Below are 18,338 nucleotides of genomic sequence, written 5' to 3'. Positions count from 1 at the left end.
ACAAAAATGCAAACATCATACATTGTGAACCACAACTCTCTTTCGCAATAGCACCTTGCTTGATATTTATGTGACTTACTCCACGAACAAATCGGGCATCAACAGAAAGCTTATTTGTAATTTGGTATCCCATCCCTGCAATTGCTCCAAAATTACGTTCCTCTATTACATGCTCAACATCGATAGACTGATCATCTAAACGCTCCCTGGCGTACAAAAGCAAATCGAAATGAGGCCCTAGGAAAACTGAAAATGCAGGAGTAAGCTGGTACTTAAGAAGCACTGGCAACGATAAATACTCAAAATCATACGATACACCTTCTGCTTTAACTTCCCCTCTTACATGAGAATACAAGTACTCTTGTTGAAAGTGCCACTTCTTGTACAGCGGAACATCTATCACAAAGCCTCCTGAATAGCTCATCTTCCAAATGGTTTCTATCGGTTCGGATGGCTTAGGAAAACCCTTGTTAAAATTTGTGTTTGAATAACCCATACCCACTTTAACTCCGAAACGAACTTTATCGTAAGTTCTTGGGGCATACATACTATTATTAGCCGCCCTAAAAGGTTTAGATAAAGCAGTAGAAGAATCAACAGCTGTAGACGCAGCTACTATTACACTAGCAACCTTGTTTTCCCCTATTAAAGGAGCATACCCCCATAATAACAGTGCCACTAAAAAAATATAGAATTGCACAGCCTAAATGCTTCAATTTAAATCTACAAAACTTATCGGTTTGCGGTTCTCAGCTCTCTTAAACTTACGCTAGATACAGGAACAGCTTTGGCCGCTGCAGCAGGTAAAGCTTTGGGCTCCAAGCCACCCTTAAGCACCTTTTTATCATATGCTTCCATTATCTTTTGTTTAGATAGGAATTCCTCCGCATAGGTACGAGCACTCTGTCTTAGAGCTTCATTATCTTCAGAAACTGCATGCCACAAAGCGGTGTTAAGAGCCTCCTGATTCTCTGGCTCAATTAAAAGCCCCATCTTATGTTTACTCACATAAGAATGCAAAGTCGTTCCTTTATGGGCAGTTATCAATGCTAATCCACCAACCCCTAAAACAGTTGTAAGCTTCGACGGCATAACCAGGTCACCTGCACTTGATTTTTGAATCACCAAATGCACATCCGCCATGTTCAAGAAATGATTGAATTTTTCTATAGGCTGCAATGGGTAAAACACCACGTTCTCCAGGCTTAGCTCGTCTGCCAACTGGCACAACTTCTTTTTATATGGACCTGACCCACAAATCAGGAACTTCAAGTTTTTTTGTGGCTTAAGCGCCTTAGCAGCATGCAGAATAGCTTCAAGGCCTTGTTTTTCTCCAATCGCACCTGAATATAAAACAATCTTATCAGAAGATTTAAAGCCAAACTCTTCTTTTAACCTGCCTCGATTGGTGATAGGGTAAAAACTTTCACAGTCTGTCCAGTTCGGAAATAACAAAACCTCTTTTTGTGCTTTCACTCTAACCTTGTCCACCATTCCTTCCGAAATACTACTGATTACATCTGCTTTATTAAAAATGTACTTCTCTAACCTGAACAGCATATTAATAACCTTCTCAGATTTGATCATTTTCAGATCCCGTGCTGCTTCAATTTGTAAATCTTGTATGTGATACAGTAGAACTGCCTTCCGAAGCACTTTATACATAACTCCCAACAAACCGATCTGGAAACTAGGCACAACAGTAATGACATAATCGAACTTCTTCGAAAAGAGTATCAGTTGGAAAAGCTTTAGGAAGGCAGAAATAAGAAACGATAAATCAAGCAACATACGCTTCAACCCACTAGGCACTGCTGGCACATACATAGGGCACCGGTGTACCCGAATCTCCCCTCCTGCTACACTTTGGGATTCCGAGCTAAACCTATTCTTCTTACCTGCATAAGCATCCTGAACTTTCCACTGCGGATAATATGGATAAGAGGTGATTACTTCACAATCGTACCCGTTCTGCGCTAACCAAACTAACATTTCCCCACTATATTTTCCTATACCAGTAGGCTCTGGATGATAGTTATATCCAATTAAAAGTATGCGTTTTTTCATAAACCAACAGTTACTTGCAATTTATTATGATACAATATAAAGAAAATATTGTTCTTTATTTAAAGAAGTAATTTATGAGCAGTTCAAATCTTTACCTATATATTACTACAAGGCATTATACTTAATTTAATTATGATAAGTTATATTATTACTAAAGTAGTAAATACTTTTTAAATTTAAACTTTTTAAATAAAATTTATTATAATTTAAATCAAGTAATGCTGTTATGAAAAAGCAACTTCTATAAAAATGTAATCAAGTAGTTACATATAAAGATCAATCTTGAGCAATACTACTTACATAATACAGAATAACTTTATGCATTGTGTATGCATAATAAATAGATGATAATGATAGACTACAAAATTGGTACTTAGAACTAGCAGCGGAGTCTTGAGATGTTGGTTAGAAAATTAAAAATGTAGAGGGGATCGATTCTGAAATCTTCGCTTATGCATCGGCTTTCAAAACATTTACTTTTTACTGACTTTTACACTTTTAATGCCTTTTGATTTCTTTACTTTTTTGATAAACCTTGTTTGACGATTTTGTAAAAAACAAATTTCAGAAATAGCTAATATAATAAGCGAAGAAAATGAAGATACTTAGTCCTCAAATACAGTCATGACTTAATCATGATTTGATGAATGCCACTTCACCTTTACTATTCCTAATTTTGTATCCTTTGACATCAACCAACCATTCAATCGTATTTCTTACACCTTCATGTCTATTTACTGGCAGCGTACCTGTAACCTCAAAGAGGTCGTTCAATGGTAGTACATTATTTGTTGTCATGTTTGTTAACCTAAAACTAGAAATAGGAAACTTTAAATTCATCTTAGAAAGTACATCTCCAATCCAAGCAGCACCTTGAATTAGAAAGAAAGGTATTCTTTTGATTGGCCCTTTACCCATTTCCAAAGATATCTCATTTGCCCATTCAGAAATTTGAATAGGAGTATAATCACCCAAATAAAAAGTTTTACCATGTAAATGATCTGCTGCAATAATCTTTTCAATCTGATATACAGTATTGTCAACAAAACCATAGGTTTTTGTACATGTATTGCCAAAATCAAAATACTTCCCCTGATAAACAATGTTAAAAAAATCGATGTAAGGAATATTAAACCAAGGCCCCCAAATAGAAGTAGGTCTCACAATTGTCCAGGAATAGTGAGTATCTTTGACAGCTTTAACTATTTTTTCACCTTCTACTTTACTTTCACCATACAAAGTATGAGGCTTGTAATCATTATAGTTCTGAGGTATATAGCCAGGCTTGCAAACATACATAGAAGATGTAAATATCACCTTTTTCAAAAGAGGTAATTTGTTCGAAATCTCTATGATATTCTTCGTTCCCTCAGTGTTTGCTTTATAATATTCAAGATTTTTCCCATTCAGATCTGTTACTGCTGCCAAATGCACTATAATTTCGGGATTAAATTCTTGTATTTTTGATTGTAGACTGTCAAAATCAAGGATATCAATTTGACTCCAATACTGAAAATGCACTTCATTTAAAGGGCGGGCTGTATCTATATTTAATACTTCATAACCTTTTTTAACTAACTGCTCTACTAAGTTAGTCCCTATAAAGCCAGAACCTCCTGTTACAAGTAATCTTGTCATATCAAATAAGTTTTTATTTAGTTAAGCGTATTCTGTTAATTTCTCATGCACAATAGTTCTATCTTTTATGGGCATGGCAGGAGTACCAACACATATTTTACCCGAGGGTAAATCTTTAAGAACACTACTTCTGGCACTTACTATTGTTCCTCTTCCAACTGTGACACCAGGAGCTATATATACATCATTGGTTATCCAACATTCATCTTCGACAACTACAGGCTTACCAAAGATGTCAAAAGTAATTTTATCATATGCATGCCCACCTGTGTTAAAATACACCTTATGGGCTATAGCTACGTTGCTGCCAATACTGACATGGTCCAAGTTATAGATTACACAATCATCTCCAACCCAGCAGTAGTCCCCTATTTTAAAATTCCAGGGATATGTTATTTTTACAGATGGTCTAATCTTAACGTTTATACCAATTTCAGCACCAAATAACCTAAGCAAAAAAGCTCTCCATCCATACAAAAATTGGGGAGACCATCGAAACAATGTATCCTGTACTATCCACCAAAGCTGAATAACAAGCTTAGATTTGCCTCTAAAAGTATCAGGCATTCTGAACAGACTTAAATCTTGGTACTTCATAAATAATACTTATTTCAGAAATATAGACTATCAATATTTCTACTATGGAGGGTAGAATTTACTACAATGCTGTGCCAAAAATGAATTTAAAAGTAGAAGGCAGGTTTTTAGTGCTACAACTTATAATCTTAGAGTTAACTTTAGATAAACGATCTAATTTTTAGGCCCCATGCTTACCCACTACTACACAATAACTATTTATTTATAGTAGAAATCCACTTATCAGCTATTTTATCCATTTCGAAATGTTGTAGATAAGTACTTAATGCTCGATGACTATACTCCATTTTCTCATCATTAGAGAGGTTTATCCATTGTTCTATTAATCCCTGTGTACCTTGCAGAGTATCATTTCCCACAATCCCCCCCCCCGCACTAATAATTTCTTGCCATATATTTGTTTGATGGGTAATCAACACTGGTTTACCACAAGCTAAAGCTTCTGTGATTGCAATGCCAAAATTTTCTTGATGAGTAGGTAAAATAAAAGCTTCACAACCATAAAAGGCACCCCACTTAGCATCTCCAGCAAGCATACCTGGGAAAAATACTCTGTTTTTTAGTTCAGGTGAGTTGGAAACTAATTTTTGCATTCTCAATCCATATTGTGTTTCAAGTCCAGGTCCAGCAATGACTAATAGAGGGAGGTCACTCTCTTTAACTTCTGAGATATCAGCCTCCTCCATGATTTTATTTTTTGTCGTTTGAATGTTTTGTAGAACGTTCAGATACGCTTTGATAAGTAAATCAACACCTTTTTTCTCATGAATACGACTCAAAAAAAGAAGGTAAGGGCGATCTTTGACATCAGAACATTCCTCCAAAAAAGCTTTTTTCATATTAGGCACATAAGGAGGTGGAGATGCTTGGCACATTCCAACTACTTCCTCTCTCCTTGGCCTATAAGGATGAAATGGCTCTCGCGCTAGTCTTTTTTCATCTTCCGCAGTAAAGAATACACCGTCTGCTTCATTTATGAGCTTTCCTTCAATAAATTTCCAATATATAGAGTTTCGTAAAGCTTTAAGTTTTCTACCTGGTGCACGCTGAAAGTATGGATCAAGCATTCCCTGAGGAAATACAAAAACCTTAGGCAGCAGCATATCCCCACTTAACGATTTAGAGATGTTTTTTTCTCTTAATATATTCATTGCTTGCCTAACAGCATAACCATGAAATTGCCAAATACCATGAACAATAACTACATCAAAACGCATTAAATTTTCTAGTAACCAAGGAATTAATTTGGAACTATAACTCCAAGGGCCTTTAGCTGGCCCAAGGGGATTATTAATAAAAAAATCATGAGCAAGAAAAGAAGCATCGGGCGAATTTAGACTAGTAACTTCATTATACACTCCACGTTCAGAAAGAATAGAAACAACTGTTCTAAGCCCCTGCTGTACACCTCCTTTTACGGGATCCATGTCAGCAGTAATATGTAATACCTTCATATAATATGATAAATTACTATAACAATAAGACTGTATGTATATTTATATTTTATTTTTTGTACGGATTATAGAATATTATAAACATTCATCTATACACACTGAACCAGCAATAGTGCAAATTATTTTATTAAAGAGTTAATCATATTATAGATGTATATAAATCATTTATATATCTCATCTTTTAGAATTCGAAACATCTCATCTTGACCTTTGTTTGTGAAGTGTATGTCATCACTATATATCTCTTGAGACAGGTCATAGTCTAGTTCTTTAATTAAATAAATATTATTTTTTTTACAAAAATCTTCTACAAGTTTTCCACCTTCAGAATATTCGTTTTGTTGTACCTCATTGAGGTCTGCATGCAGGTAAATTAAAAACGGTATATTCTTTTGTTTACTGTATTCAAAAAGGTTTCGTATTCCAGGATTAAACGTAGTATCGGACTTGCTCAAGTTAATTCCTAACTTGTCATTCAAAGCATTTTCATTTTTTGAAGTTGAAATTCTTGGTAAAATATATCTGTGCATTAACTCAGATAACGCAAAATCATATTGCTCTTTAGGCCATCCAGGGTTCACTCCAACAACTTTGTCAAAGTTCATGATATCATGAACATCATGAGAACTCATTACTAGAAACATTGCTTTTGCATTGAAATCGCCGTACTTTTTTATATAGGCATAACAGTTATCAGGCCCCCAAGATTTACAACTAACATTAAGTACTTTAACGTTTTTTTTTTCTTTACTTGATAGATACTTGGATAACTTTGTTGTTGCTAAATCTTCATTATCGGAAAGTGTACCTCCGTTAAGTACAGAGTCGCCAAAACCTGCAATTATGATAGAATCTTCAGGAGCTATTTCAGAATTGCGTTGCGAATAAGTATTGTAAAATATACGATTACCAAACCTTTTTGTACTTTGAGGGATAGCTATGTATTCTAGATCTTGATCTTCTTTATACAAAACTGCATTACAGAATCCGAAAATCACTCTTAAAAGCACCTCTATAACAATAAACAAAATAAATAGCGTAATTATTATATTTAATACTTTTATTTTTTTCTTTTCCAATATTCAAAGCTTAAATGAACAATATTTATAGAGATTTTAATCAAAACAGAATTATTAGGTGCTAACCTTTGGCTTTTGTAGCAATGAGGCGAACATCAAACCACCGACTAATGTAAAAAAACCAAGACAAGTTGTTTGCCACAGTATACCTTGCACCAGAAGTATAAAACCAAAACTAAGTAGTACCCATGGAAGTAAATCACCCGCTATAAGCCTCCTGTAGCACAACCATGATATTTTGATTCCTAGTGCTATGCGAAGACAAACAGCAGTAAGACCAATTATTGGTCCTAGCTCTCCTATCAACCTTCCCCATTCTTCCTCTGAAACTAAAAATACAGTTGCTGTTCCTGTTAATATTTTACTTCCAGCTGGAGTCCCCATTCCTACACCAACACCAAAAAAAGGCTGTTCAATAGAATTTTCAAGAGCTGTAATCATTCCTCCTAAAAACCGGTCACCCAAAGTCCCAGATAGGCCTCCTTCATGTTCATTACCAATATCAAATCGAGCTAACAAAACATCGGCTGCAGTTTGAAAAAAACTTAATTGACTTAGAACTAACAAAATTACAGATGTGCCAATCAATAATATTATAAACCGACTTAAATACTTAGGAATCATTAAAGTACCAAAAACTGTAAATAAAGCTGAAACGCAAACTTGAAAGACTAACCCTCGACTAATAGAAAAAGGAAGGGCAACCAAAAGTGCAGCAGTAGAACCAATAAGCACAAATTTGTTAATTAATTTAGGATTAAACCAAAAGTAAAAAATATAACAGGCTATTAAACTATAATATTGAGCAACACCTAGAGTAAAAGAGAAGGTGCCTGGGGGCCTGTAATAACCAAAAGCACCGCCAGAAAAACCAGCACCATCTAAATCACCACCAACGCCACGATTTACCCAGGCAGACTGAGGACTGTAAAACTGAAGTACTATAAGTACTGTCATTGGAATAGCCATCCACAAGCAAACTTTACCCAAAGCAACTACATCACCTCTCTTAAAAACCAGCCCTATTACAAAAATTAGTGGAAAGTTCAATAAAAATATTCTTGCACCAAAAAGTGCCACCATTAAGTTGCCATGTCCGAACAAAAGTGCCGTAATTATACCTACATAACCAATTAAAATTGCAATTACTATATATACGTTTAATTTTAACATTCCACTTTGCCATGCCTTAGCGATTAGCCAAATAGCTAAGACATCTCTTATGACTAATAATGGAGTCGACAGCTCAGGGATAAGCCACTTTCTCAAAGCACCTTCGAATATTAGGAGCAAAAAATACCACCAGATTCCTTTTTTAAGTGAAACATTCTGCTCCAGAGATGATCTTTGTACAGTTTCAAGCAATATCTGCTTATGTGGAAGATCTAAGTTAAGTGGCATAGCTAAATTTACTAATTTGATAATTGAGTTATAGATTCAACTATTTTAGCTTGATAATTTTCCCATGTGTACTTAGCTGCATGCTCTTGAGCCATCCTTCCCATTTCAGGAATTGCCGAACGATTTTCAAGAAACCAAGTAAGCTTTTCTGCAATAGCCTCAGGAGATCGAATAGGTACAAGAAAACCAGTTTTACCTTCAATTATCAAATCGCTACCACCTGTGTTAGGAGTAATTATTAGAGGCAACCCCTGGCTCATTGCTTCCTGCATTACGAGAGCTCTACCTTCCACTATGGATGGAAGGCAAAAGACATCACAAGTGCTCATTAATTCTAACACTTGATCATGGGGCCTCACTGGTTCATATGTAAAATTAGAAAGTTCACCCTTATAAAACTTCATCGGATTTTGAGGTAACCCCAAAACTACAAGTTCTAATTGGGAAGTATTAAGAACCTGTATAGCCTTAAACAAGTCACTTAGCCCTTTCCGCTGACCCATGGAACCAGCAAATAACACACGTAAAGGTCTCTCATTATTTTTGAAAGAATTTTCCACCTCATGCTTTCTTCTTACACCTCCAGTCGGCGTTCCAAAAGGGGAAACAATGGTAGGCTTTCCCGCAGCCCAATCTGGAATAGAATTCTTAACAAAATCACCAGAAACAACTACAACGTCTGCTAATTCCATCTCTTTTACCTTGCGCTCCAGCTTTTCTGCAGATTCATTTATACCCGCTCCACCTAAAGTACTTTTCCACTGAGGCAGACGCTCCATTTCTTCAGTTAGAAGGCGGATCCCAGTTTCCCAATAAGCGATTGGCAAGTCATAAATACACTGTAACCCCAGTTCTTTTGCTTCGGTAAAAGTATTTAATGCCATACCCTCATATGAATAAACTGAACTCACACCTTGCTTTACTGCTTTTTTCAAACCAGCTTTTACAATTTGGTCATGCTTTTGAAAAACTGCATCGATACTAAAAGGTCCTTTCTCAGTCTCTATTAATTTTGCCCACCCTCTCTTCAAAGCTACCTGTCTTCCAAATTCAAGCCAAGGCCACGAACGTGTTATTGGTTTCAGTGAGAGATCAAAACGACGTCTACGAATATCTGCTAATGGCCCTATAGCACCTAAAAGGTCTAGTGGTGAACCTGGAAATGAAGCAACAGGTGTGTAAAATTCATGTAACATTTTGGCTTCTAAAAACCCAGATAGTATGGCACGAACATTTGAATTATTTACAGCGGAAGAAACTATTAATTTCATAGCAATAGTTTTAACTATATTTATATTATATAAAAGATATGCTAGCTGGTGCAGGCAAAATGTAAGCTATTTAGTTGTAATAACTAATTCTCTCCTCACTTTAAGTGTGTCTTCTATAAGTTTAAGATATTTCTCTGAGACAATTTCTGGCGAATGTAATTGAAGATGATGTTTTGCTTCTTTCCTCAACCGCCTTTCTATTTCTGGATTATTGCGCAGTTCCCATATAACCTCTATAAGCGAATCTAAATTACCACGCTTAAAAATTGCCCCAGCCTTTCCAACGGCATCCGGTAATCCTCCTCCGTCAGAAACAATAGGTAAACAACCACAAGCTAAGCCTTCCAAAGCAACATTGCCGAAAGGCTCTTCCCATACAGATGGCACCAAAAGGTATCGATGTTGATTAAGAGCAAATACAAGTTCATCTCCTTGAAGAAAACCTGTAAATCGAACCGAATCTTCTATCTCTAATTTAGCCACTAACCTTTTTAAATTTTCTCTCTCTGGTCCATCTCCCACAATAGTAAGGGTAGGCTTCTTATTCTGTTTTTCAGTACTCGCTGAAGTTATAAGACGGTGAATTGCCCTAATTGCCATATCCGCACCCTTGTCTGACACTAAACGTCCTAAAAAAATATAATCATATTCCTTAGCAACATTAGGTATTAATTTGAATATATTGGAACGGAAAGGATTGCCTATAACTGTGGCTTGGGACCAAGTTTTTTTACGAATAGCATTACTAACTGCGATAACCTTTTTAGCTCTCTTGAGCCAAAACCTCTTTAGAACATCCTGTAGTGCAATGCTTCCATCATTACGTGTTATCCAAATGTTGAGGGAAACAGTTAAAGGTCGTTTAAAAAAAATATTAGGCCAGGATAAGCGAAGACATGGATTATTTTCAAATATAACATCTGCCCACCTATGCTCTTTAAATATTTCAACTATAGTTGGATTTCGTATTACTTTATACGGAAAAGGTGCACAGGTATTATCTTCCGTCCATGTCATTACATGTACTTCATGACCAGCCGCTGAGAATGCTTGTGCAAATATTTCGGAATTAACTTCTATTCCCCCTATACTTGGAGAAAAAACATGAGATAAAAAAAGGATTCTCAGAGACATGATGAATTTTATAATACTTTTTACCTATACCTTTTGCTGAGGTAGCTATTCACAATTTTAGTCTAAATAGAAGTAGAGAAAAATTGAAGCAACTCTCTCCTGCTGTGCAACTTATCATTTATTACCTCTTTATCCTTAAAAAGATAACTCCCAAAAACATGTAAAACTAAATATTCAATGGTTAACCTCCACCGAATTACACGTGCCATAGATTTGGCAAACCGAATCTTATTAAATTTACTGAGCAAATACCATCTATTTTTATAAAATCGAACTACTCTATGGCTTACCTTTTGTGGTGTTCCGCTTCCTTTATGAAAAACTTTGGTTGGTATTATGCCTATTTTCCACCCTCTTCTTGTCGCACGCATACAAATGTCATGGTCAAGTTCTAACCAGTCAAAGTTTTCGTCGAAACTTCCTATTTCTTCCAAAACCTTTTTGCGAACAACCATTGCACAAGTATAAACTGTAAAAGATTTGGGAAACTTTGAAAAAATCCTTTGATAGTGGGCATACAATTTCTGACCCAATACTAGACTTAAAATACTTGGTTCAGCCTCAAAAGACACACTTGGCTTCCCCTCAGAATCAAGTAAATTAAATGATGCTATACCTATTTCTTTATTATTGCTAAAATATTCTTTAACATCATTGGTAAAGTTTTCTAAAGGCCAAGCATCAGAATCAAATATAAGAACGAGATCAGTATCTAATATTTCTAAACCCTTATTCAAAGACCGAATTAAACCCAAATTTGTTTGGTTACAACTCAAGGATATTTGCTCCCCAAAATGATTCTCAAATGGTTCATTTGAACAGTCATCAACCACAACGAATTGATCAATGGGCGAGTCTGCATATTTTATACAATTTTCAATGCACTGAGAAGTCATTTCCCAGGTATTGTAATTTGTTACTAACAACCCAATCTTCATATTTTAAATTTATAAAAGCTTTTTGTCTACTTGTTGGGGATCATCAATTAATCAGATATCCTGTGAATGTTATCATGCAATGGAAGTGCAAATGCGTAGCTTATTTATTTTGATTAAACCAAAACAAACATGCATCAACACCTGAACTGAATTTATTATGATGGTAAATAACAAAATCCCGCTTAAAGAAGAAACATCCAATATGGCGATACAAGTAGCGATTGATATAACATTGATAGGTATAGAAAAAAGAGGATTTATTACCCACCCTTTACTTGTACATAAAGAAAAGGAAGAATGAGAAATGACATATATACAACTACCTGCTAACAATAAAACAACTTCAGATGTTAATCCTTTATACTCTTCGCCTAAAACCCATAAAATTTCTTTTGCAAATAAAAAAGCACCACCTATAAATAAAACAAAAAAGAACACAAGAGCTGTTTGTATTTGTAAATACCTTTGCATAAGCAACTTATAATCATTTGGTAGTCGAGCGAATCGTGGCATAATAACCGAAGCGAACATGATTGTGAAAGGAGTGAGCATAATTCCAACTCTGCTTAAGGCACCTAATTGAGCTACAGCAGCAGTAGAGCCAAAGATAGAAATAAGCCAAATTGTTAACTGAGAAGACACACAAATATAAATTGCTTCAGGAAAAAGTCTTTTAACCATAGTTAATATTTTTTTTCTTATAACAGGATCAGAATCTTGCTTAGGATTTGCATATTTTCCTGTAGCTTTTCTCAGAAATTTATTTATAAACATTTCTGGAACAGCTGCAACAAGAACACCTACATAAGCCCAAGGAACTACCAAAAGAGACAAGCCTGCAAGTAGTAAGCGGGCAATATTAGCGCTAACTTGGACCTTTTGTATTCCTAAGATATCTTGGTGCAGTTTCGGGGATATTTCTAACAATGTACCAGAGAGTCTCAAGTAAAACGATGGCACAATGGAAATTGTAACTAAAGCCGCTATCAACCAATTTGCATCATGATGTAAACAAAGGAAAAAAAGCAGAGGCATACCTAGTAGCATACTTAGTAATGCAAACTTTCTCCTTAACTCAAATCCCGTAGCAAGCACAATACCAAGTTCTTCACGATTTGACCATACTTTTCCACCTTGAGCAGTTACACCTGAAGTAATTCCACCATCTGCTAAAGCCAGCATGTTGGCAAGCATGGCATTTGCTAAAGTATATAATGCATATTCCCCTGTTGGCAGTAACCTTATGATCATTATCCCACTAATAAAGCTAATACCTTGTACAAGAATTTGTGCTCCGCCAGTTACAGAAATCAACTTTCCCCACCTTAGTGTATTAACAACACTTGGATGAATATTTAAACGCTCAACTACAGCTTTCATAAACTATCATGGGAATACTATCTAAACAAGTTTTAGCAGTTGAAGCACTACATAGTATAGTAGCAATTTTTAAAATACTAACAATCAAACCACTAGTTGCTTTTTCTTCGGCACGTTGTAACCATAACTACTGCCATTTCTTGTATCATTTAACACCACCATCATGTTATTTAACTTCTGAAGTCTATGTATTTCATCAATAGCTTCCAAATGGGACCTGGAGGTGTAATCATAACGCACAATGAACACACTTGAATCTACTAAATGTGATAAAGCAAAAGCATCAGAAACTTGTCCTACGGGAGCAGAATCAATTAAAATATAATCAAACTGCTCCCTAAGAGTACTAATTAAAATTTCTACATCTTCATGCAGCATTAATTCAGCTGGATTATCTGGAATCGGGCCTGATCCTATAAAAAATAAATTCCTTACATCTGTAGAAGGGAATATTATTTCTTCTAAAGGAGTTTTTCTATTATCTAAATAATTGGTGATTCCTAAATTATTTGGCAAACCCAAAGCGTGCGCCAACCTTGGAGCACGAAGGTCAAAATCTAGTACAACAACCTTTTTTCCCATTAATGCCAAACTAGCAGCCATATTTATGCTAAAAAAGGTCTTTCCTTCCCCTTTGACACACGAAGTAATTAATAGTACTTTATTATTTTTCCCAAAATTAACGAAGTTCAAATTTGATCTCATAAGTCTGAATAACTCAGCAACTGGAGTTCGGCTATCCCCTGTTACCACAAGATTATGTTTTTCGTTATGATGAGATACTTCCCCTAATATAGGAACTCCTGTTGTTTGTTTTACTTCAACCATACTTTGCACTTTTTCATTAAAAGAAAGATTAATGAAAATATATGCAAAAGGCAAACCCAAACCAACCATCAACGCAGCTATATAAATAATTGCTTTATTAGGACTAATTGGATAATTACTAGCACCTGCAGGATCAATTAACCTTGAATTAGAGATGTTAGCAGCTAATGATATTGCTGCTTCCTCCCTTTTTTGTAGCAGATATTGATATAAAGATTCTTTTATTTCCTGTTGTCTTGTTATCTCAAGTAATTGTCGCTCAACAACAGGCACCTGTTCTATCCTAGAGTCAAATTGATTAGATTTTACCAATAAGTTTCTCTTTGTTACGGATAGTGCACTTTTAATATTTTGTAAGTTTTCTAAAATATCTATACGTAGGTTAGCTAACTGTTCATTTAAGCTTAGAACAATAGGATTCGCTGAATGTGCCGTTCGCAATATACGTTCCCGATCTAATTGTAATTCATTAAACTTTGAGATCAAACTTAATAAGGTAGGATCTTTGATGTTTAAAGAACTGGGCACTAGTTTGTATTGGGAACTTTGTTGTTTGCTAAGGTATTTTTCAATAGACTCCAACACATCATTTTGAATGTTCAAATCTGCAATTTGCTTATTGTAATCGCTGGATTCTTTCATGTACTGCAGAGTCTGTGAACTCACATCCGCCAACTCATTATGTTGCTTAAACTGCTCTACACCCTTTTCAACATCGGAAAGTTCAGCAGTAAGATATCCAAGCCTTTCATCAATGAAGTTAATGGTATTGGCTGCAATTAAGTTTTTATCATCCATTGCATCCTTATTATAAACTTCTATTAGTTTATTGATTATATTTACTCCTCTTTCGGGCACAGGATCTGTGATAGTTACTACAACAACGCTGGATTTATCATTGTAAGGACTTACAGATAAATTCTCTACATACTCACCTACTAAAGCTTGAAGGTCATTGAATTTAACAATAAGAGTTTGATCATTATATATAGATGATAATTCAGGCGAAGACAGTACAATATTAAAGTCTGCATAAGACTTTTGAATCTGCTGCCCAAACTTATAAACTGTTCTTTCTTGCCCCTCCTCTAACTCAAATCTGATGTTATCCAATATTTTAATGGCTATTTTTTTTTCGAACGCCCCCTGCTTCATTGAGTTTACAATTACTTTAATTGGTACATCTGCCCCGTAAATCTCTTTATCCTTTATCTGCCCCTCTATATAGATACTCGTCAGCAATGAAAGTTCAAACAATGCCTTCTGCATCAAATAGCTTGACTGAAGCATAACCATTTCATTATCAATACTCTTAACCGCATTTATAAATCCGATATCATTAAAAGTATTTCCCTCCGAGGAACCAGATGAATTTTTCTCATCTTTTATTAGCAACGTGGTGCTTATACGATATTGCGGTGTCGCATATACTAAATAAAAGTATGCTACAGCTAAGCTTAACACTCCCCCTATTAAGTATAAATACCAATACTGTAAGTGCTTCAAAAAAACAAGCTTAATATTTTTTGGCTTAGTTTCTGAATACATTGAATAAGATTCTCTTTCCATCCTGTCGTTACTATTTTTTTTATAAGACATTTGTTGCGTACAATGTTATAATAGACAAAAGAGAAAGTACTACAGTAACGCCGAACTGTACATTACTCCTATTAATATTGGCCTGTGCCCCTTTTGATTTATCTGGCTCTACATATACTATATCATTCTGTTGTAGGTAGAAATAAGGTGAATTTAGTACATCTTTGTTGTTAAGATTCAACCTTACAGCAGAACGCTCTCCATTTTTTTCCCGCATAATTAAAACATTTTCTCTTTTCCCATATGCAGTCATATCACCAGCATAACCTAAGGCTTCAAAAATGTTTATCTTAGATGCTGGAATTGTGAAAGTTGAAGGATCATTTACTTCACCAATCACTGTCACTTTGAAATTCATAAAACGAACAACAACAACAGGGTTTTTGACATATTCTTTTGCCAATATTACAGAAAGCTTTTCTGATGCTTCTTCTTTAGTCAGCCCAGCAAGATTTATTTTACCTATCACTGGAAATTTGATATCCCCATTTTTATCAACAAGGTAGCCCTCATTTAATTCTTCTATCCTATTACTATAATTTGCACTACCAACTGGGCCGTTCACCTTCATGTGTAGCGTGTTGTTGAACAAAAAATTTGTTTCAGGACTCATACTATTTACAGATATACTTAAAATGTCATCTGTCTGTATTTTTGGTTCAGCATTATTCTTTATCTCTTCAACATAAACATTCTCACTTTGCAAGTCACTTAAGTATGCTAAATTTCTTTGAGAGCACGACCCTAAAGCTAATAAGCAACACATCAGATAAATAAATTTAAATTTCATACTTTTAAAATTTCACCATACTGTTTAAGAACCTTACTATAAAAGACAAATAAGAAACTATTATCAATTAAAAGCGCTTCTGCATTTTCATCAATTTTTAATATTAGTTATTATTTAAACAACAAACAAACAATTTAAATATTTTCATTATAAATTAAACAAAACCACCACAATTAAACACAAATTATAATATACAAATATTATTTATGATGTTTAATAATGACATATACGATAATATAAATATTTAGATTCATTATTATAAAAAACAAAATAAATCATCTTCAGTCTGTGAATTCACATCTTTATAGTTATAATGTAGGTATTTAGGAATCAGCATCGAGGACAGGGGGATATATAATAAAAAATAACAACCCCTACGGCAAAGAGAACTACACGTGGCGTTACTGCCGCAGGCAAACAAAATAGTACAGGAATTAAAGACTGTATAGCCGTACAGATTTATTGAAATAACTTCTTCTGGAACATATTTCACTGCTAGGCACAGCCCGTGTACTCCATCTAAATGTATGTTAGTTGATGCGACCCATTAAGGCGCTGTGGCATCAGGCAGGCTAGCAGCTTCCACTAGGAAATTTTGGAAAAACAGAGGTAGAATTACTTTATGTAAAAAGGCAGACTAAATAATGTAGTTTTGTTTGTGCCAAGGACAGCATCTTATACTATGTCTGACAGTGGAGCGGATTATAAGCTTTCTAGTTGAATTTTAACAGGGGAAGCGAAATTTGGAAAGAGTTTAGGGAGTGTGGCAGATTCTGCAGACGCTGTGGCAAAGAATGCCAGTCTTCATAAATGGACCAGGCAGAGGCTTATGGGACTATTTTCAAGAGAAGCCAGCGGCGGGCAAGAAAGGGACTAGTAAATAATGAAGTAACGAGTTAAAACCCTTCGTCAAAGGTATGCAAGGCTGGTGAGATAGATGATAACTTTCTCCAAACTATGGCAAATCACCAAGGACTAGCATAGCGGCACTTCTTATTCAACTACAAATAAGTTTGGGGACAGAAACAGATTGAAGTAAGTTATTACCCTGAATGGATCTTGTTAAAGGAGGCCCTTACCTGCGCAAGCCGTAATAGCCCCCCCCTTTTACCAAGTTTCTTTTAGAAAGACAGGTTCTTTTGTACTTCAGTTTAATTTTGTCCCTATACTTATTAATAAATAAACAGAAACAACGTCCTTACTTCAAGGTAATATCGTTTTTTTAAATAACTCAGGTTGCGATAAAACACCTGGTGATTGTGTAGGCGGAGTGACAGCGTGCATGGCACGAGGGAAAGAGGTCTATATTTCAGTAAAGCTTGTCTATACTCTCTTCCTCACAGCTTTCTTGATAAAGCCCATCGCAGGAGTGTCCTTATGCTGGCTGTTGCTTTTCCTCTCCGCAAGCAGGGCAACTTTGTCATATTTGAGCAGCAACTCTTCTAGCTAATAGTTGGTGTAGGTACTGTCAGCATAGAGCTTACTTCCCTAGGGTAACCTGACCTGCTTTGCCCTAATGCATACTCCCTGCCACGATGAAATGCTCTACTGTCAGGCCATCAGAAGTGGTGATGATGCTCTGCCATAAAGCCTAAAAAGTACCCGTGCCAGAAAGATGGCCGCTATAACCTGACTCAGGTCGTTGAGCATGCGGCTGGAATTGATATTGTGCGGCATTTGGCAGCTGTGATGCTGCTGCATGTAACTCCTGCTTTGATCATAGTTGCCGCAGAGATAGCAGTCAGTTACGAGTGGCTATACATCATTGAGCTTGCGTTTTGGAGCAGGTTTTTACCAGCTATTTGTAGACTGTCATCAATAAAACATAAAACTGCTATAGTGAAGTCATTCATGGTATGTTTTAACCTATAACAAATTAATATGGCTACATCCTTACATGATTGCAACTTATGTTAAAATAAAAAAATTAAATAAATATAATTTGTTATTTAAATATTTTATTTTATAATTTGATACCAGATAAACATATATAATAAGAATAATCCCAAAATATCTAATATTATATGCAGAGAATCAAAATCTGCTGCTGTTAAATAATTTATTTTTTAGACTTCAAACTTAAAGTGAAGTACCACATAAAATTCTATTTTACTCCACTTTAAGAAATGTAGAACTGAATTTTCCTGTTAATTTATTTTACT

At 35.3% G+C, this 18,338-nt stretch carries 14 protein-coding genes; all 14 read right to left on the bottom strand.

All coding sequences use genetic code 11. The annotated features are described in order from the left end of the window. On the bottom strand, window positions 1-700 hold a 700-nt coding region (locus tag LN893_RS10145; protein ID WP_229969707.1), incomplete at its 3' end, for a porin family protein. A gap of 32 nt (window positions 701-732) precedes the next feature. Continuing rightward, a complete protein-coding gene (locus LN893_RS10140; RefSeq protein WP_229969706.1) occupies window positions 733-2,067 on the bottom strand; it encodes a WcaI family glycosyltransferase in 1,335 nt (444 codons plus the stop codon). A gap of 633 nt (window positions 2,068-2,700) precedes the next feature. Then, entirely contained in the window at window positions 2,701-3,705 is a 1,005-nt protein-coding gene (locus LN893_RS10135; protein ID WP_229969705.1) for an NAD-dependent epimerase/dehydratase family protein, read from the bottom strand. Window positions 3,706-3,726: 21 nt separating this feature from the next. Then, on the bottom strand, window positions 3,727-4,302 hold the full coding sequence (locus LN893_RS10130; RefSeq protein WP_229969704.1) for a WcaF family extracellular polysaccharide biosynthesis acetyltransferase: 576 nt from the start codon (window positions 4,300-4,302) through the stop codon (window positions 3,727-3,729). Window positions 4,303-4,496: 194 nt separating this feature from the next. Continuing rightward, window positions 4,497-5,756 carry a glycosyltransferase gene (locus LN893_RS10125; protein WP_229969703.1) on the bottom strand — a complete coding sequence of 420 codons (1,260 nt, stop codon included), beginning with the start codon at window positions 5,754-5,756 and terminating at the stop codon, window positions 4,497-4,499. A 161-nt stretch (window positions 5,757-5,917) separates the two neighbouring features. Then, window positions 5,918-6,835, bottom strand: a complete 918-nt coding sequence (locus LN893_RS10120; protein WP_229969702.1) for a hypothetical protein — start codon at window positions 6,833-6,835, stop codon at window positions 5,918-5,920. Window positions 6,836-6,889: 54 nt separating this feature from the next. Beyond that, the gene (locus tag LN893_RS10115) at window positions 6,890-8,236 is read right to left on the bottom strand and encodes a hypothetical protein (RefSeq protein ID WP_229969701.1); all 1,347 of its coding nucleotides are present in this window, start codon (window positions 8,234-8,236) and stop codon (window positions 6,890-6,892) included. Window positions 8,237-8,247: 11 nt separating this feature from the next. Beyond that, entirely contained in the window at window positions 8,248-9,507 is a 1,260-nt protein-coding gene (locus LN893_RS10110) for a glycosyltransferase family 4 protein (protein WP_229969700.1), read from the bottom strand. Between the two features lie 66 nt (window positions 9,508-9,573). Beyond that, window positions 9,574-10,641, bottom strand: a complete 1,068-nt coding sequence (locus LN893_RS10105) for a glycosyltransferase family 4 protein (RefSeq protein ID WP_229969699.1) — start codon at window positions 10,639-10,641, stop codon at window positions 9,574-9,576. A gap of 62 nt (window positions 10,642-10,703) precedes the next feature. Next, on the bottom strand, window positions 10,704-11,579 hold the full coding sequence (locus LN893_RS10100) for a glycosyltransferase family 2 protein (RefSeq protein ID WP_229969698.1): 876 nt from the start codon (window positions 11,577-11,579) through the stop codon (window positions 10,704-10,706). A 72-nt stretch (window positions 11,580-11,651) separates the two neighbouring features. After that, window positions 11,652-12,959 (bottom strand): lipopolysaccharide biosynthesis protein, encoded by a 1,308-nt coding sequence (locus tag LN893_RS10095; protein ID WP_229969697.1) that lies wholly within the window; start codon window positions 12,957-12,959, stop codon window positions 11,652-11,654. Window positions 12,960-13,043: 84 nt separating this feature from the next. Beyond that, a complete protein-coding gene (locus tag LN893_RS10090) occupies window positions 13,044-15,356 on the bottom strand; it encodes a GumC family protein (protein ID WP_229969696.1) in 2,313 nt (770 codons plus the stop codon). Window positions 15,357-15,375: 19 nt separating this feature from the next. Then, window positions 15,376-16,176 (bottom strand): polysaccharide biosynthesis/export family protein, encoded by an 801-nt coding sequence (locus LN893_RS10085; RefSeq protein WP_229969695.1) that lies wholly within the window; start codon window positions 16,174-16,176, stop codon window positions 15,376-15,378. Window positions 16,177-17,727: 1,551 nt separating this feature from the next. Then, a complete protein-coding gene (locus tag LN893_RS10080; protein ID WP_229969694.1) occupies window positions 17,728-17,877 on the bottom strand; it encodes a hypothetical protein in 150 nt (49 codons plus the stop codon). Window positions 17,878-18,338: the final 461 nt, after the last annotated feature.

Source organism: Pontibacter harenae (genome assembly GCF_020907245.1).
Classification (GTDB): Bacteria; Bacteroidota; Bacteroidia; order Cytophagales; family Hymenobacteraceae; genus Pontibacter; species Pontibacter harenae.
This window is presented reverse-complemented; position numbering and strand designations above follow the sequence as displayed.

Excerpts from the sequence above, each read along its gene's own strand:
- LN893_RS10135 (WP_229969705.1), bottom strand. The coding sequence starts at position 3,705 with ATGACAAGATTACTTGTAACAGGAGGTTCTGGCTTTATAGGGACTAAC.
- LN893_RS10095 (WP_229969697.1), bottom strand. The coding sequence starts at position 12,959 with ATGAAAGCTGTAGTTGAGCGTTTAAATATTCATCCAAGTGTTGTTAAT.
- LN893_RS10115 (WP_229969701.1), bottom strand. The coding sequence starts at position 8,236 with ATGCCACTTAACTTAGATCTTCCACATAAGCAGATATTGCTTGAAACT.
- LN893_RS10100 (WP_229969698.1), bottom strand. The coding sequence starts at position 11,579 with ATGAAGATTGGGTTGTTAGTAACAAATTACAATACCTGGGAAATGACT.
- LN893_RS10130 (WP_229969704.1), bottom strand. The coding sequence starts at position 4,302 with ATGAAGTACCAAGATTTAAGTCTGTTCAGAATGCCTGATACTTTTAGA.
- LN893_RS10125 (WP_229969703.1), bottom strand. The coding sequence starts at position 5,756 with ATGAAGGTATTACATATTACTGCTGACATGGATCCCGTAAAAGGAGGT.
- LN893_RS10080 (WP_229969694.1), bottom strand. The coding sequence starts at position 17,877 with ATGCAGCAGCATCACAGCTGCCAAATGCCGCACAATATCAATTCCAGC.
- LN893_RS10085 (WP_229969695.1), bottom strand. The coding sequence starts at position 16,176 with ATGAAATTTAAATTTATTTATCTGATGTGTTGCTTATTAGCTTTAGGG.
- LN893_RS10140 (WP_229969706.1), bottom strand. The coding sequence starts at position 2,067 with ATGAAAAAACGCATACTTTTAATTGGATATAACTATCATCCAGAGCCT.
- LN893_RS10090 (WP_229969696.1), bottom strand. The coding sequence starts at position 15,356 with ATGGAAAGAGAATCTTATTCAATGTATTCAGAAACTAAGCCAAAAAAT.
- LN893_RS10110 (WP_229969700.1), bottom strand. The coding sequence starts at position 9,507 with ATGAAATTAATAGTTTCTTCCGCTGTAAATAATTCAAATGTTCGTGCC.
- LN893_RS10105 (WP_229969699.1), bottom strand. The coding sequence starts at position 10,641 with ATGTCTCTGAGAATCCTTTTTTTATCTCATGTTTTTTCTCCAAGTATA.